Origin of the sequence: Bacillus sp. FSL H8-0534 (assembly GCF_038005885.1) — a bacterium.
Lineage (GTDB): Bacteria > Bacillota > Bacilli > Bacillales > Bacillaceae_G > Bacillus_A > Bacillus_A pseudomycoides.
The window spans coordinates 1,099,275-1,114,326 of record NZ_JBBOUC010000001.1; the positions used below are offsets into that span (position 1 = coordinate 1,099,275).

Sequence of the window (15,052 nt, forward strand, 5' to 3'; positions counted from 1 at the left end):
TCGATTCAAATGACAAAAACCTTACATTTTTGAAAGGTTACAGAAAAATTGATTAAACAACGTAGTTTTTTTATAATGACTACATTCATATTCATACGTTCAACCTATTGTATATTCGCTAATTTTGCGAAATAATAAGGGTGGAGATATATGAATCAGTACATATAAACGTATTGCTTGTTCTATATGAATAGGAGGAAAACATAATGACATTACAAGAACAAATTATGAAAGCACTACATGTTCAACCTGTAATCGATCCGAAGGCAGAAACTCGTAAACGAATTGATTTTTTAAAAGACTATTTAAGAAAAACCGGCGCAAAAGGATTTGTGCTTGGAATTAGCGGTGGACAAGATTCCACACTAGCGGGTCGCTTAGCACAACTTGCAGTTGAAGAAGTTCGTAATGAAGGAGGCAACGCAACATTTATTGCTGTACGTCTTCCATATCACGTGCAAAAAGATGAAGATGATGCACAATTAGCGTTACAATTCATTCAGCCAGATCAATCTGTTGCTTTTGATATTGCATCAACAGTTGATGCATTTTCAAATCAATATAAAGACTTATTAGGAGAGTCATTAACAGACTTCAATAAAGGAAACGTCAAGGCTCGCATTCGTATGGTCACACAATATGCAATTGGTGGACAACAAGGTTTACTTGTTATCGGAACAGATCACGCTGCTGAGGCTGTAACAGGATTCTTTACAAAATTCGGAGATGGCGGTGCTGACCTTCTACCACTTACAGGCTTAACAAAACGTCAAGGAAGAGCTTTATTACAAGAATTAGGTGCTGAAGAGCGTCTTTACTTAAAAATGCCAACAGCTGATTTATTAGACGAAAAGCCAGGTCAAGCTGACGAAACAGAATTAGGCATTACATACGATCAACTAGATGATTACTTAGAAGGAAAAGCAGTTCCTGAAGACGTTGCAGAAAAAATCGAAAAACGTTATACAGTAAGTGAACATAAAAGACAAACACCGGCATCAATGTTTGATGATTGGTGGAAATAAACATATAAAGAAAAAAGAAGTCAATTTATATTGGCTTCTTTTTCTGGATTTTTTAAGCATTAATGTCTCATCAATAACACTATCCCTTTAAAAATTGCCACCCACACTACAAATGGCAAGTCTAACGTATTATGAACATTAACATTGTAATCATACATACTCAAAACATTTTTATATATCGAGGAGATTTTATTGGCTGTCATTATCAATTCTTCATCTTTACTTATAGTAATATTTTTAAATGCAAGCGTAGTCTTTATCTGATAACTATTTTTACCATACACTAAATTAAGTTCTTTTAATATAGACTCTTTTTTTAACAATGGTATATTTTTAACTCTCGCAATTTCGCTTCCATCCGGATGACACACTATAAATACATTATACATAACGCTTTCTTTTGTTGATATTGCCTTATACTCTTCTTCCCTACAAAAAAATGAATATTTTCCGTTTGGAAAGCTCCATCTAGGATAAAGTAGTATTTCCTCATTCGTTTTCGTTTCTTGTATATAAGTTTTTCTCAGGTCCATAAAGGAATCTTTAAAAACAAATTCATAAGTCATATCTTTTTCCTCTTGTCTTTAAAGTCTATTGTCTAATAGAGCAAACTAACTATTAACTAAATAAAAAATGTACGATATTCTTTTTAATGCAGTTTTTTCGTTAACGATATACAGCTGTTTTCCCTTTCAGAATATCTTGCAAACAATCCTTATGCTGTTCATTAAATAGTACAGGCATTTGATCTAACGGGAAAAACTGTAAATCTAAAGTTTCTTCTCCATCTATATTTTTACTTCCACCAATTATGGAGCATTTAAAGAACATTCCTATCGTCTGTGCTTGATCTCCATTCGGATATGTATGAAAATACTTTGTATATACGCCTATAAGCTCATCCACTTGCACCATATACCCAGTCTCTTCCCTTATTTCTCGAATTGCAGTTTCTTCAGCCGATTCTCCAATTTCCATTGCCCCGCCAAGAAATCCCCATGCACCATTATCCCCTCTTTTTTGAAGAAGCACTTCACCTACTTCATTAAAAACACAGCCGCCAGAAAAATTCAAAATTACATAATCATGCCCTACTTTTGTTCTTAATTTTCTAATATAATCAGCCATCTTAACTCCTCCAATATATCCTTCACCTATTCTATTTAATTATTTTTTATCTTTTTCAAGTAATTCTATAATTTTATCGAGCTTCTTCTCTATCTGATCGGAATGAACATTTTTTGTGGAAGAATTTATTAGTAATCTCCGAATGAAAAGAGTGAAAGATACGACAAATAACACAATAAGGCCTATCATGACGCACAAGTAAATCATTACAAATATATCATTTTCAAATAAAGACACATCATTCACCTGATTCCTATTTTTGATGATTTCAACATAACTTTACAATAAATAGGGTTTTAATTATGTGTTATCCATTCTAAAAATAATAGTTTTCTTCTATTTGTGGGCAGTAAGATCCCCACCTCAAAATTCAGCAGAAGCAAAGAGGATCAACTGCCCGTAAAAGCCGGATTGGTGAGGGCTAATAATCAGTGGGGAATGGAGAAAGCCCCACTGATTAAATTTTCATTTTATATGACTTAGCTATTTTAGCTTCTCTTTCTACTAACAACTAAGAAAAAAGAGTATCTACGGAAGATACTCTTTTCATTAATACTTAAACGTAATCGTCGCCAATGAATAGTCAGCTTGCGCACTATATGGGGCTACTTGATAAGAAACTCGTTTCACTCCGTTTGGCCAAGAAATTTCATTTAATACTTTTTTAACATCTTGCATCGTTCCATCCATAGACCGCTTATAGCGCACTTCTACTTTTTTAGGTTGTCCTGCAAATTGCTTCTGTAATTTTTTCTTTAATTCATTGTAGTTATCCGCTCCATATTTAGCAGATAAATATACAAGATTTGTATCCTTTAACATTTGCTGATATACCAGTGTTTTTGGACTTCCTACCTTGATTTTACTTGTTAATTCATTATAATAATTTGTTGTTGCTGCCGGATATTTACTCTGATCCCAGCTATGATCTTTACTGAATTGTTCATCAGACATATTAAAATATGAATAGGTTACACGTCCCTCTTTATCTGGAACCGGATCATCAAACGTAGTATCAAGATGATACCATTTTCCATCGATATTCACTAGATTCCAGGCATGCGCTTGCCCATCCCCCATCCCAGTTACGATATGGGATTGAATACCTGCTTCTTTTAATAATTGATAGGTTAATAATGTATATCCTTGACAAACCGCTGAACGATTCACCAACGCTTCATACGCCGTATAAGCTTTATAGGAAGTATCGTATGAAACATGTTTCACAACATAATCATGAATTGCTTTCACTTTTTCATGCTCATCCATGCCAACCTTCAAAATAGAACTTATAATTGATTTTGCTTGCGCCTTTACATGTTGCGTTTGTTCTTTTGATTCACGATATGTAATTTTTAATGTAAAAGTATAATTTTCTGGTATACCACGAATTGAATATTTTGTACTTGCTACATTGTATTTTAAGTACTCATCTGCATCTACTATCTTAGTATACTCTTTATAGAGCGTATCCATCACTTCTCTACCATTCTTAGCTTTTGTTTTATATGTGATTGTAATATTTTCTTCACGATTATCAATATGTTTTTTTAATTCTTTTTGGAAATTTTTTAATAATTTGGTATCCGGTTTTATATCGTCCACTTTTTCATTTGTAGCTGCATAAGATACTGCAGGAACTTGTAAACCACCAATCATAATCGTTGAACAAAGTGCGACAGCTGTTAAGTACTTGTTTGATTTCTTCATCTCATCTTGTCACGCCCTTCTACTTAAAATCATAAAAAATGTTCATATACTTTTAAAGTATACAATACTTTTTCAAAAAGAAAATATGGGATTGTGCATATTTATTAATCATTATTTTATCATCACTAAATATCGAATTTTTAAAAAATATATCGTAAAAGAAAAGCAGTAAACTCTTCAATAAGAATTAACTACTGCTTTTCCTTCTAACAAGACTGCAATACACAACATGTATTTTCAAAACGACGTTGCTTTAAATCTTCATTTCCAATGCAGAAATACAGCATCCCTAAATCTCCCCACATCATATTACAATTTGTATAGTCAGAGTCAACTTGGAATAACAATGTCATATCCTGATCATTAATACCAGCATATTCTCCAGCCTCCTCAAATACTTCTCTTTGCACTGAGAACGGTTCACCAAATACTTGATGATTATCATAATGATCTGGCATTAACTCCTCTAATAGTTGTAGAAAACGATCCGAATCAGCTTCATCTTCAATAAATAGCTCAGGGAGTTTATATGTTAGCTTAAATGATAATGCACATTGTGTATATTTTGATGGTTGATCACTTATCCTCTGTAATTGTTCTAGCGGAACGTTATAATATAGAACACGCCAAGTACCATCATATTGATAATTGCCATTATAGAAAAAATACAACATACCTGTTTCAGGTAAGTCATGCTCTATGTTCACGCCTTGTAGGTCAGCTAGATTGAATTGTGCAATAAAATCTAACGCTTTCCCTTCATAAGTTGGGTATTCAAATGTAGATGGAACATCAGGCATTCCCCCCATCTTTGAACAGCCAATTGAAAGTGACTCCTCTTGTCTCGGAATAACTTTTACACATGGAAATATAGTAGCTAATAGTTCTGGTTTTATATGTGTTAAATCATATTTATCAATTAATAAATCAATCTGGTTTCTCATAACTTCTCCTTACGTAAATGTGCTTATCCGTATCATAACACACATACAGTACATCCTTCATCCTAAAAAATCGAAATAAGTTATTCAAAAAAACAGGCTTATCCCTAGGACGCGAATAAGTTTAAAACAGCATAGTATACAGTGTTCCTACAAACACGATCTTTCATAATTCCTTATAGCAGATCCTCAAATTGTTCATTTTTCTTTATTTCAACTTTTATTATAAGGAGGCATTCCATATGGGTTATGGTTATGGTGGCGGTTACGGCTACAGTTGTGGTGGCGGTTACGGTTACGGCGGTTATGGTGGTGGTTGCGGTTACGGCGGTTTCGCTTTATTAATCGTTTTATTCATCCTTCTAATCATCATTGGAGCTAGCTGCTGTGGCGGCTTCATCGGTTGCTAAGTGGCTTTAAAAACTATTGTAAAAAAGCACGTGAATCACGTGCTTTTTTGCTATACGGCAAATCCAATCTTTGAAAGGAATTATTCCTATGAAAATCGATGGTGTCTTTGAAGGTGGCGGCGTTCGAGGAATTGCACATGTTGGTGCAATTTGTGCATTAGCAAAGCAAGGCTATGAATGTGAACGTGTAGCGGGAACATCAGCTGGAGCTATTATTGCAGCCCTTCTGGCAGCAGGTTACTCTTGTGAAGAATTAAAAACAATTATTAGTAACGTTAATTATCATCAATTTATAAAAAAAACTTTACTTGATAAAATTCCTTTTGTAGGAAAGGGATTAAATGCATGGGCTAAATTAGGGATTTATTCAAATGTTTTTTTAGAAACATGGTTAGAAGACTTACTACACAAAAAAGGGATTCATAATTTTAGCGACTTATCTAATCCACAAAACTTAAAAATCATTGCCTCAGATATTAGTAATGGAAAGATGGTTATTTTCCCTGATGATTTACCAAACTATGGATTTACAAATCAAGATTTCTCTATCGCAAAAGCTGTTAGAATGAGCAGTACTATCCCTTTCTATTTCGAACCAGTAAAATGGAAAACACCTAAATGGAAACAACCTTGTTATATGGTTGATGGAGGTCTTCTTAGCAATTATCCAATTTGGATTTTTGACTCACCTAATATACCCCGTTGGCCAACTTTTGGCTTTCATTTTGTAAAAAATGAAATACAAGCTGAACCTGTTCCTTATGAAGATCCCATCTCGATGTTTAAAGGCTTATTCAAAACGATGATGCAAGCACATGACTTACGCCATCTAGATAAAGAATCGAAAGCAAGAACCATTGCAATTCCAACTGGAACAATTACAAGTACAAAATTCCAATTAACTACTGAGGAAAAAGAATGGCTTTATCAGTCTGGTTTTCACGCTGCCGAAAAATTTTTACAGTCTTGGAATTTCAAAACATATATTAATCGATTTAGAAATGGGAATCGAATTTGAAAAAGAAATTAGCATTACTATCCATAGAATCCTTAGAAAAATACTTCTTACTGTATTCATTTACTTTTTTCATTATTTTCACATGGATATTGTAAGACCACTAAATCATAAAAAAGAAATAAGCCTAATAAACTAAATGTTTTATCCTACTACTTACGAACAATAATACCTCCAACTCAAAGTCCAACGAAAGTAAAGATGTTAGAGGTAAGATTAACTACCCGTAAAATTAAAGTTTCATTTTATTAGGCTTCTTCATAAAGTACTACTCCTCACTTTTACCACTACTATACGCCAGAAGTGGCTCATACATCATTATTGCGTGATTTCCCGTTACATATTGATCCTCAACAAACTGTTTTTGTTGATTAAACGCTCTACGATGTATGACATTACATCGGATATAGCCACCCCAATACGCTGGCTTAATTGCATGTTCTTTTTCATATACTTCATATTGGTAAAGCTGAGGATAGGCTGTTCTCCATTCCCCTACTAAGTGTTCGTCTGTCACGTAAAGATGAAGTTGATAAGCTTGATCTGTTTCATTTTTTATTTGTAAATCAAGATAGTTATAGGAGCAAGTCGCACCACTTCCAAACGGCTGTGTACGCTTTGAATCAGGAAATACATCATAGCTATGACGATATCGCTCTGTTACGGTTAGTGTTGTATGTAATGTCATCCAGTATATTAAATTTGAAAGTTGACAAAGCCCACCTCCAACTCCTGGTTTAAAAGTACCATAATGCAATACCATTCCTTCTACATACCCTTTTCTCTTTGTAGTCTTACCTATTAAACGCCAATAAGAAAATGTTTCTCCCGGCTTAATTACAACACCATTTAACTGTTTAATAGCGATTTTCAAATTAATAATTTTATTCTCTTGATACCACATATCTACATCTTTAAGTTTACGAAGCAGTATTGTTCGATGCTGTATAACAGTACAAGGTAACTTTTCTTGTTGAAAAGTTTTAGCATACTTTTTCCCATCCGTTAACCATTGAATATTCCTTTTTACAGAGTAATACCACGTTCCTAACATAATACGATACTTAGACCTTTTTTTAGGCCGTATGTTTACTTCATTCATTTTATTCTCTCCTCTATCATCTATGTATTTTCTATGGTTAAAATAATACTTATAAGCTCATACAGCATTCTTATTACTGTTTCCAAATAAAATATTATAATATACAGAAATAAGTATAGTATTATCTTAGAAACAAAGAAATGATATTTGAAGTTAATTTTATACAAATATGAAAAAAGAGCGAATCTTAGATTCACTCTTTTTCTCTATTTTAGTAGCTTAACAATTAGGGATACTGTAATCCCTCCGCTTCTTCAGCAGTAACAACAACGTAGCGGCTTCCCGTCCTTAACCCTAATAATTCTGCTTTTTCAATCGCTTCTTGTTTTGTTTCTGCATAGGCAGCTAAATACTTTGTTCCATCGATAACCTGACAAATGACATATTGTTTCATATTTCTTCTCCTTTTCCAATTACTGGTATTTATGATATCATTTTTCACTTCTAAAAATTGTGATTATTGTACTGAGAGATTCTTTATCAATCTCGCAACCATTTCAATCCCTTTCTCTATATCATGCATTGAGGCATATGAATAAGAAAGACGTAAATATTGGCTTGCATTTCTATCATACACATTTCCAGGATTGAGTAGAATTTTTTCTTGTAATGCTTTTTCAAACAACTCCCGCATCGAAATGTTTTGTTCAATATGTAGCCAAATATAAAATCCACCGCTTGGTATTTGCCAAGTTGCTATATCTCTGCAGTATTTCTCTAGCATTGCAAGCATAAAGTCTCTCCGTTTTTTCAACTCAATTCGTATTTGCTGTATATGTTTCTCATATAACTCACTTGCAAACCATTCTGCAGCAACTCGTTGTGATAACGAACTCGAGCCGTAATCCATTTGCATTTTTATATCTGCCAATCTTTTAATGACTGGTTCTGGTCCAACAACCCAGCCGATTCTTAAACCCGGACTAATGACTTTTGACATACTTCCAATATGTAATACGATCCCATTTGTATCATATGCCTTCAATGGTTTTGGTGGAGACGAATCAAGCCATAAATCTTGATACACGGCATCTTCAATTATAGGTAATCCAATTTCATTACATACTTTCATAACGTCTTGCCTTCTTTGTTCATTCATGACAAGACTTGTTGGATTATGAAAAGACGGAATAGTATATAAAATTGAACCATTGAATCGTCTTTTATATTTTGAAATAAGTGATGGCTGAACCCCATTTTCATCCATCGGAATACCAAACAAACGCATTCCTGCAGATTGAAAAACATTGAGGGAGTATAAATAAGATGGTTTTTCAAGTAAAATGGATGAGCCTTTGCATAGAAGTCCCATCGAAATAAGTTGCAGTGCTTGAATTGCTCCCGAAACAATTAATATAGATGCCGGCGATGCAAAAATATCATATTTTTGTAAATACGTGGCTATTTGTTCTCTCAACTTGAAGTCTCCTCTTGGTTCCTCATATCCTAAAGGAATTTTCCCACGAGAAAGTTCTTTCATGATTTGCTTCGTTTTCTTTTCAGGTAAAAGTTCTGGTGAAAGTTCACCAGTACCCAATCGAATGATATGTGGATAAAATTCGGCTTCATTAATCTCTTGAATGGTGGGAAGATTCGGATAATAAATACCTGTTTCTACATAAGAATTCCAGTTAGGAGGAGGCACCAAAGTTGATACACTCCATGTATCGTTTCTCACAATTGTTCCTCTTCTACCCTTTCCCTCAATCAATCCTTGCGCTGCTAATTCATCTAAAGCCATTATAATTGTACTTCGATTCACTTCAAATGCTTGTGAAAAAGCTCGCTGTGACGGTAATTTTGTACCAATCGTCCATTCTCCATTTATAATCTTCTCTTTTATATATTCCTCAATTTGTTTATATAAGGGAATCGGAGAGAATCCATTTGGCTTCCAGTCAAATCGCTCCATTTTATCACCTCACTTCTTTTTGGTTGGTTTATTATCCAACCATATGGATGGATACAATTTCGATTTTCTTCTATACAATATACACTATCATATTTCAGTAATTTATATGGGAGGAAATAAAATGATTGAAGCAATTCTTCACGGAATGGTTCTTGCGTTTGGACTCATTATTCCATTAGGTGTACAAAACGTCTTTGTCTTTAACCAAGGTGCTAGTCAGCCAAATATTTTACGGGCTACACCAGTTGTTCTAACCGCATCAATCTGCGATACAATTTTAATTTTGATTGCAGTACAAGGTGTATCACTTATGCTTCTGACCTTTTCATGGCTAACAACAATACTTTATGTAATTGGATTTTTCTTTCTGATTTATATGGGATGGATGATTTGGAAAAGTGATTCTACAAAAGAGACGATTGAAGCAAAAACGATGACTATCAAAAAGCAAATTATCTTTGCCGCTTCTGTTTCCTTATTGAATCCTCATGCAATTTTAGATACAATTGGCGTCATTGGCACAAACTCTATTCAATATGTAGGCAACGAAAAATGGGCCTTTACTTTTACAACAATTATAGTTTCTTGGCTTTGGTTTATTGGCTTAGCATTTGCAGGGCACGTGCTGGGAAAATTAAATTCATCAGGAAACTCAATTGCAATTCTAAATAAAATTTCAGGGGTTATTATTTGGGGAGTTGCTCTTTACATGTTAAAATAACTCATTTTTTAGAAAAGAAAGTATAACGGTTCAGTATATTTATCCCGCATTAACGGGCAGTAAGACCCCCACCTCAAAATTTGGCAAAAGCAACGGAGTTAGGAGGGGGATGAACTGCCCGTAAAAGCCCGATTAGTTCAACTAATAATCAGTGGGGGATGAAGAAACCCCCCACTGATTAAAGTTTCACTTTATAGATAATTGTTAAACAATAATTAAAGTTGTATTTCTTGTATAATGTTCATAAAAGGAGCAGTTACTTATATGGAATTCCGATATCCGGTAAGCCATTAACAGCGTGCCTAAATAAACTTGTTGAAAATTTTGATTAACTGGCAATACCTGATTATGATCACTATGTTGATCATACGAAAGAGAATTAACAGGTTGAAATGATATATTAAAAAAGTCCATTTGCAATCATTTGCAGATGGACTTTTTGATAGACCTTATAAAATTTTGAATTAAGATGTAGGTTCCGGAACTGAATTTAAAGGTTTATTATTCTTTTTAGGCTTAATCCACACTATTGTAATAATTGCTCCAGCAACTGCAAATATGCAGGTTAAATAAAATACTTCATGATCTGTCCCCTTCATAAAGTAAGCATACAGAGGTGGTCCCGCTGCTACACCAGTAAAACGCATTGAACTATAAAAAGAGGTAACAGTTCCTCTTTGTTCTTTTTCAATCCCTTGTGTAATAAGAGCATCTAAACACGGTAAAGCAATCCCGATTCCCATTCCCATAACAACAAGACAAAGAATTAACAAGTAAATGCCTTTTAAAAATAATGGAAGTATAACAGACGCGGCTGCTAATATAAATCCGATATATATACATTTTTTCATAACATCTTGGTCATCACCAATTTTCTTTCCTGCCATGTATGAACTTATTGATAATACAAGCAACGGAATCGCAAGTATACAGCCTTTCCAAATTCCATGAATGTTATATTTCTCTTCCAATATCGTAGACAAATAAAAAAGAATTCCAAATAATATGAGCATAATGATAGCACCTAATGCAAAAATTGCGACTAACCATCTTCCCTTTTCTTGGAAAGTTGAACCGATTGATTGAATGAATTCTTTGAAAGGTGGTGCTTGATTTTCTTGTTTCTTTGCTTTTACTAACAGTAATAATAAGATGATAGCAACAGCACATAAAACTGGAATGGCCCAAAATGGTAAAAACCATACTACTGCTGCGAGAGCAGAACCTAATATTGGACTTAGAACTTTCCCAAATGTATTTGACGTTTCAATAATCCCTAATCCCGTACTTACTTGTTTTTCATCTTTATATAAATCACCAACACATGGGATTACAACTGGCATCGCTCCAGCAGCACCTATCCCTTGAATCGCTCTTCCAATTAGAATCCAAACATATGGATTTTCCACTTTCCATGATACCCAACCCGTTATTGCACCACCGATAGCTGCAATTAACAAACTTGGAACCATTACCATTTTACGTCCCCAGCGATCCGATAAATACCCAGCAATCGGAATCAATACAATAGCAACGATAGAATATATTGTAATAATCATGGATACTTGAAAAGAAGAGATATGGAGTTTTTTTTCAAGTGTCGGAAGGATTGGAATTAGCATGGAATTTCCTAATGTCATAACAAGTGGAACAGATGCAAGTGCAATTAAACAACAGTTTTCTTTTTTTAGCATGTTGATTTCGAGACCCTTCCTCACGTATTTCTTTCCATATAGTAACCCTGATGAAATTCATTTTTAAATTTCATCAGGGCTATCACATTTTGTCTGCTTTTCAACTTATATAACAAAAGAAATTGGAGTATATCATAGCATTACTTCTATTTTTCCAATCCTTACAACAGTATATTCGTGCTATTAAATGGAAAACTCACTTTTGTTTTAGTAAAAACTATACAAAAAAGAAAGGAAGAATTCTTCCTTTCTCTCATACTGCTTTAAATTAACGAGTATACCCGCCACCAAGCTGTTGTTCTGCCATAGCTACAAGGCGTTTTGTGATTTCACCACCTACAGAACCATTCGCACGTGAAGAAGTATCGGCTCCAAGTTGTACACCAAATTCCTGTGCAATTTCATACTTCATTTGATCAAGAGCTGCTTGTGCTCCGTTTGATACTAACTGATTTGAATTACGATTTCTAGCCATTACCGTTCACCTCCTTTATATATTAAAATGTTTAAAAATTACACGTTTTATACTTGGTATTTATTGGTAAAAAATATACATTTTTTAATTTTGGAATAAAAGTCCTAGTATGAATACACCTTCCCATAGGCTAAATACATTCGTAAGCTGAAAACTTCATATTTTATTATGTTAACCGAAAAGACCCCCTCCTCTAGACCAAGTGAAGGTGGGGGTCTTCTCGGTTTTTTCTTTTTAAAGAAAACGTCTCTTTTTTCAGAACGTATGTTTGTTTTGATGTATAATGATCTTATCAAATAAAATGAGGTGAAAACAGGTGAAGAAAGCGTATTTTTCGAAACGGATCTATAAGACAGATTTACCCCATGAGATGGTAGATGTAGTCACACAGACAATCGAAACATGTAATCGGGCGAAACGATTTGCATTTCAAACGATTGTTCGGGAAAAACGTTGGAACCGTAAGATATATACAGACAGTCTTCATCTCGTTCTCAAGCGGAAATATCAATTGAATGATTACTATGCAAACAGTGCGGCGCAAGAAGCGAAGGCGTTGTTTACAGGTTTAATGGAATTACAAAAACGATATGAGAAACAAACACAAGAGAAAATTAAGAAACTTAAGAAAAAGTTGAAACAAGAACGGACAAAACTGACAAACCTTCGTAAAATCAAACAAAGTTGTGTAAAAGGAAAGCTGACGTTTCCAAAAAACACTCGCTTCGCAAAGCACAACAACCTCATTTCCTTATCCCGTAAAAAAGACACATTGATTTGGCTGAATGAATATCTGTTTGAGCACCAATACTTAGATGTTCAAATCAAAAGGATTCAGGCGAAAATCGGCCTTTTAACCCACAGCCAATACCGTTTAACTCAGAAACTTCCATCATATAAAACGCATATTCCAAGCGCAGTATTTGGAAGCAAAAAACTATTTCGCTCTCAATTTACCACCCGCGAGTTTGTACGTAACCACGACAAATGGAAAACATTCTTTTCCCGTTCTCGAAATAAACAACTCATTCTATCTGGCCGTAAAGATGCCAAACATGGGAATTTTGTGTTTCAGTATGTGCCTGAGACACAGGGATTATGGATGACGACAAGTTCCGGAAAAACACTGATGTTTCCAGCTGTTACGTTCCCGTATGGACAAGAAATCATTGAGGAAGTGATCATAACTCAATTACAGTGTGAAAATAAGAAAAAACACGGTAAACCAATTACGTGGTCTGTGGAAGACTATGGGGAATATTACATTGTAAAATGTTTAGTCGATGTACCGGAAAATCCTCACACAAATTATAGTAAATCAGATGGTGTCATTGGTTTGGATTGTAATCTTGAGCATTTTGCGTGGGCGAATGTAACGAAGGATGGGAATTACAAAGGAAGTGGTTCCCTTGGTTTTTCTATCATGGGTAAATCCACAGGACAAATCACAAAGATCATCGAAGTGGAAGCGATTCGCTTAGTGGACTTAGCGGAGCGGTATAACAAGCCGATTGTCATCGAGAAGTTAGATACAACCCAATCGAAAACAGGGAATCGATATGGAAATAAACATGCGAATCGAATGAGGAGTATGTTTGCTTATGAGAAGATGACAAGTGCAATTCTGAATCGTGCAGATAAAAGGGGTGTGGCTGTCTTTCAAGTGAATCCCGCTTACACTTCAATCTCCGGAAAGATGAAATACATGCGGAAATTCGGCATCTCTATTCATCAATCCGCGGCTTTTACGATTGGGCGCCGAGGGTTAGGGTATAAAGAAAAAGTACCTGGGGTGCTTCAGCCTTATATTCCAAAGAAAGACGCACATCACTGGAGCCATTGGCATCAATTAAACAATCGATTGGATATTCGCACGCATCATTTCTATCAGCTATACGATGTAGATCAACCGAAAGAAGTCTTACAAATCGAACGGTTACACTTGTTTGAAAATGAAAAGAAAAAACTAGCAAAACTATTTGCATGATAAAAAAGAGCACTTTGTCCCAGATTTTCACGCTTATTACCAGAGCAGATAACAAGTCTAGGAACTGGATGCATGACAAAGTGTTCTATCCTCGATATAAGAACAAAGTAGCTGTACCTATTTTGTTTACCTTTCGTCGGAAGATAGAATGGGTCGTCTTACATTACATACAGACACTACCGAACTCTATATTGTTGTATCCTCTTTGTTGAACGAGAGGAACTGTTTTTGTGAGGACAGAGACAGGAGAATCCCCCACCTCAAGCTCTTATAGAGGTAGGTGGGGGTAGTTCAATATGTTAAGCTCTTATACAGACTTTTAATATTTCTCCAACAATATGCCGTTTCTTCTACAGCTAACCTTTCCAAAAATTTTGTATCAATAAGTTCTGGTCTGAATTTTTCATAAAAAAGCTTAGAAGGATTACTAGAAACAACCCATACTAATACAGAAGACATATCATTTTTTATAAATTCTGACACAAGTTCTTGAAATAATCTCTTTCCTAATTTATTTCCTTGATATTCTTTCAATAAGTAAATCGCATACAGTTCTCCGTCACAATTATACTTTCCTGTTCTTTCATGACCACCATCAATAAATCCTATAATTTTCTGATCAAACGTTTCTGCCACATACCTATATTCATTTCCTACCGCTTGTTTAAAGATATTTTCCCATTGCTTTTCCCGACTTTCATACGTTGCATTGTCTATGATTTCATCATATATTATTCCTTTATATGTTATCTTCCAACTATCAACATGCACTTTTGCGATCCCTTTTATATCCTTTTCTGTTGCCTTTCTAATTGTTATATCCATTTCGTCTCCCCCTCTTGTCCCTCATTATACCAAAGGGTAACATAGCATCTATATCAATTAAGCAAATCATTTAATATTTCCCATTCTTCCCTATATAATTAATTTCC

Annotated in this window: 16 protein-coding genes; 5 read left to right on the forward strand and 11 right to left on the reverse strand. The window is 34.6% G+C overall.

The window, feature by feature from the left end; translation table 11 throughout:
• The first annotated feature begins 206 nt into the window (after positions 1-206).
• A complete protein-coding gene (gene nadE, locus MHH71_RS05750; RefSeq protein ID WP_003197043.1) occupies positions 207-1,025 on the forward strand; it encodes an ammonia-dependent NAD(+) synthetase in 819 nt (272 codons plus the stop codon).
• A gap of 59 nt (positions 1,026-1,084) precedes the next feature.
• On the opposite strand, the gene MHH71_RS05755 is transcribed toward nadE, so the two are convergent.
• The 5 genes from MHH71_RS05755 to MHH71_RS05775 form a co-directional block, all read right to left on the reverse strand.
• Positions 1,085-1,591, reverse strand: a complete 507-nt coding sequence (locus tag MHH71_RS05755) for a hypothetical protein (RefSeq protein ID WP_006094589.1) — start codon at positions 1,589-1,591, stop codon at positions 1,085-1,087.
• 100 nt (positions 1,592-1,691) lie between these two features.
• Positions 1,692-2,153, reverse strand: a complete 462-nt coding sequence (locus MHH71_RS05760) for an NUDIX hydrolase (protein ID WP_006094590.1) — start codon at positions 2,151-2,153, stop codon at positions 1,692-1,694.
• 39 nt (positions 2,154-2,192) lie between these two features.
• Positions 2,193-2,390: a DUF4083 domain-containing protein gene (locus MHH71_RS05765; protein ID WP_018781339.1), complete on the reverse strand. Its 198-nt coding sequence runs from the start codon at positions 2,388-2,390 to the stop codon at positions 2,193-2,195.
• 312 nt (positions 2,391-2,702) lie between these two features.
• Positions 2,703-3,863 (reverse strand): transglutaminase domain-containing protein, encoded by a 1,161-nt coding sequence (locus tag MHH71_RS05770; protein ID WP_006094592.1) that lies wholly within the window; start codon positions 3,861-3,863, stop codon positions 2,703-2,705.
• Between the two features lie 206 nt (positions 3,864-4,069).
• A complete protein-coding gene (locus MHH71_RS05775) occupies positions 4,070-4,807 on the reverse strand; it encodes a YwqG family protein (protein ID WP_003197034.1) in 738 nt (245 codons plus the stop codon).
• A 239-nt stretch (positions 4,808-5,046) separates the two neighbouring features.
• Between MHH71_RS05775 and MHH71_RS05780 the strand changes: the two genes are divergently transcribed.
• Both MHH71_RS05780 and MHH71_RS05785 read left to right on the forward strand, forming a co-directional pair.
• The gene (locus MHH71_RS05780; RefSeq protein ID WP_003197032.1) at positions 5,047-5,214 is read left to right on the forward strand and encodes a YjcZ family sporulation protein; all 168 of its coding nucleotides are present in this window, start codon (positions 5,047-5,049) and stop codon (positions 5,212-5,214) included.
• A gap of 88 nt (positions 5,215-5,302) precedes the next feature.
• On the forward strand, positions 5,303-6,232 hold the full coding sequence (locus MHH71_RS05785) for a patatin-like phospholipase family protein (RefSeq protein ID WP_018781340.1): 930 nt from the start codon (positions 5,303-5,305) through the stop codon (positions 6,230-6,232).
• 265 nt (positions 6,233-6,497) lie between these two features.
• On the opposite strand, the gene MHH71_RS05790 is transcribed toward MHH71_RS05785, so the two are convergent.
• From MHH71_RS05790 to MHH71_RS05800, 3 genes are all read right to left on the reverse strand, one after another.
• A complete protein-coding gene (locus MHH71_RS05790) occupies positions 6,498-7,331 on the reverse strand; it encodes a VanW family protein (protein WP_018781341.1) in 834 nt (277 codons plus the stop codon).
• A 226-nt stretch (positions 7,332-7,557) separates the two neighbouring features.
• Positions 7,558-7,725 carry a DUF3933 family protein gene (locus MHH71_RS05795; RefSeq protein ID WP_003197025.1) on the reverse strand — a complete coding sequence of 56 codons (168 nt, stop codon included), beginning with the start codon at positions 7,723-7,725 and terminating at the stop codon, positions 7,558-7,560.
• Between the two features lie 63 nt (positions 7,726-7,788).
• Positions 7,789-9,243, reverse strand: a complete 1,455-nt coding sequence (locus MHH71_RS05800; protein WP_006094594.1) for an aminotransferase-like domain-containing protein — start codon at positions 9,241-9,243, stop codon at positions 7,789-7,791.
• 121 nt (positions 9,244-9,364) lie between these two features.
• Here MHH71_RS05800 and MHH71_RS05805 point away from each other — a divergent pair, with 121 nt between their 5' ends.
• Positions 9,365-9,964: a LysE/ArgO family amino acid transporter gene (locus MHH71_RS05805; protein ID WP_033798829.1), complete on the forward strand. Its 600-nt coding sequence runs from the start codon at positions 9,365-9,367 to the stop codon at positions 9,962-9,964.
• Positions 9,965-10,428: 464 nt separating this feature from the next.
• Here MHH71_RS05805 and MHH71_RS05810 read toward each other — a convergent pair whose 3' ends face one another.
• Together MHH71_RS05810 and MHH71_RS05815 are read right to left on the reverse strand one after the other, a co-directional pair.
• Entirely contained in the window at positions 10,429-11,658 is a 1,230-nt protein-coding gene (locus MHH71_RS05810) for an MFS transporter (protein WP_003197019.1), read from the reverse strand.
• A gap of 268 nt (positions 11,659-11,926) precedes the next feature.
• A complete protein-coding gene (locus MHH71_RS05815) occupies positions 11,927-12,133 on the reverse strand; it encodes an alpha/beta-type small acid-soluble spore protein (protein WP_003197017.1) in 207 nt (68 codons plus the stop codon).
• 316 nt (positions 12,134-12,449) lie between these two features.
• Between MHH71_RS05815 and MHH71_RS05820 the strand changes: the two genes are divergently transcribed.
• Positions 12,450-14,120 (forward strand): IS200/IS605 family accessory protein TnpB-related protein, encoded by a 1,671-nt coding sequence (locus MHH71_RS05820; RefSeq protein ID WP_340722988.1) that lies wholly within the window; start codon positions 12,450-12,452, stop codon positions 14,118-14,120.
• Positions 14,121-14,411: 291 nt separating this feature from the next.
• On the opposite strand, the gene MHH71_RS05825 is transcribed toward MHH71_RS05820, so the two are convergent.
• The gene (locus tag MHH71_RS05825; protein ID WP_006094575.1) at positions 14,412-14,945 is read right to left on the reverse strand and encodes a GNAT family N-acetyltransferase; all 534 of its coding nucleotides are present in this window, start codon (positions 14,943-14,945) and stop codon (positions 14,412-14,414) included.
• Positions 14,946-15,052: the final 107 nt, after the last annotated feature.

Bases quoted from the DNA above. Each gene is read 5' to 3' on its own strand.
- MHH71_RS05800 (WP_006094594.1), bottom strand. From the start codon at position 9,243: ATGGAGCGATTTGACTGGAAGCCAAATGGATTCTCTCCGATTCCCTTA.
- MHH71_RS05795 (WP_003197025.1), bottom strand. From the start codon at position 7,725: ATGAAACAATATGTCATTTGTCAGGTTATCGATGGAACAAAGTATTTA.
- MHH71_RS05770 (WP_006094592.1), bottom strand. From the start codon at position 3,863: ATGAAGAAATCAAACAAGTACTTAACAGCTGTCGCACTTTGTTCAACG.
- MHH71_RS05815 (WP_003197017.1), bottom strand. From the start codon at position 12,133: ATGGCTAGAAATCGTAATTCAAATCAGTTAGTATCAAACGGAGCACAA.
- MHH71_RS05775 (WP_003197034.1), bottom strand. From the start codon at position 4,807: ATGAGAAACCAGATTGATTTATTAATTGATAAATATGATTTAACACAT.
- MHH71_RS05790 (WP_018781341.1), bottom strand. From the start codon at position 7,331: ATGAATGAAGTAAACATACGGCCTAAAAAAAGGTCTAAGTATCGTATT.
- MHH71_RS05780 (WP_003197032.1), top strand. From the start codon at position 5,047: ATGGGTTATGGTTATGGTGGCGGTTACGGCTACAGTTGTGGTGGCGGT.
- MHH71_RS05760 (WP_006094590.1), bottom strand. From the start codon at position 2,153: ATGGCTGATTATATTAGAAAATTAAGAACAAAAGTAGGGCATGATTAT.
- MHH71_RS05810 (WP_003197019.1), bottom strand. From the start codon at position 11,658: ATGCTAAAAAAAGAAAACTGTTGTTTAATTGCACTTGCATCTGTTCCA.
- MHH71_RS05755 (WP_006094589.1), bottom strand. From the start codon at position 1,591: ATGACTTATGAATTTGTTTTTAAAGATTCCTTTATGGACCTGAGAAAA.
- MHH71_RS05805 (WP_033798829.1), top strand. From the start codon at position 9,365: ATGATTGAAGCAATTCTTCACGGAATGGTTCTTGCGTTTGGACTCATT.
- MHH71_RS05785 (WP_018781340.1), top strand. From the start codon at position 5,303: ATGAAAATCGATGGTGTCTTTGAAGGTGGCGGCGTTCGAGGAATTGCA.
- MHH71_RS05825 (WP_006094575.1), bottom strand. From the start codon at position 14,945: ATGGATATAACAATTAGAAAGGCAACAGAAAAGGATATAAAAGGGATC.
- nadE (WP_003197043.1), top strand. From the start codon at position 207: ATGACATTACAAGAACAAATTATGAAAGCACTACATGTTCAACCTGTA.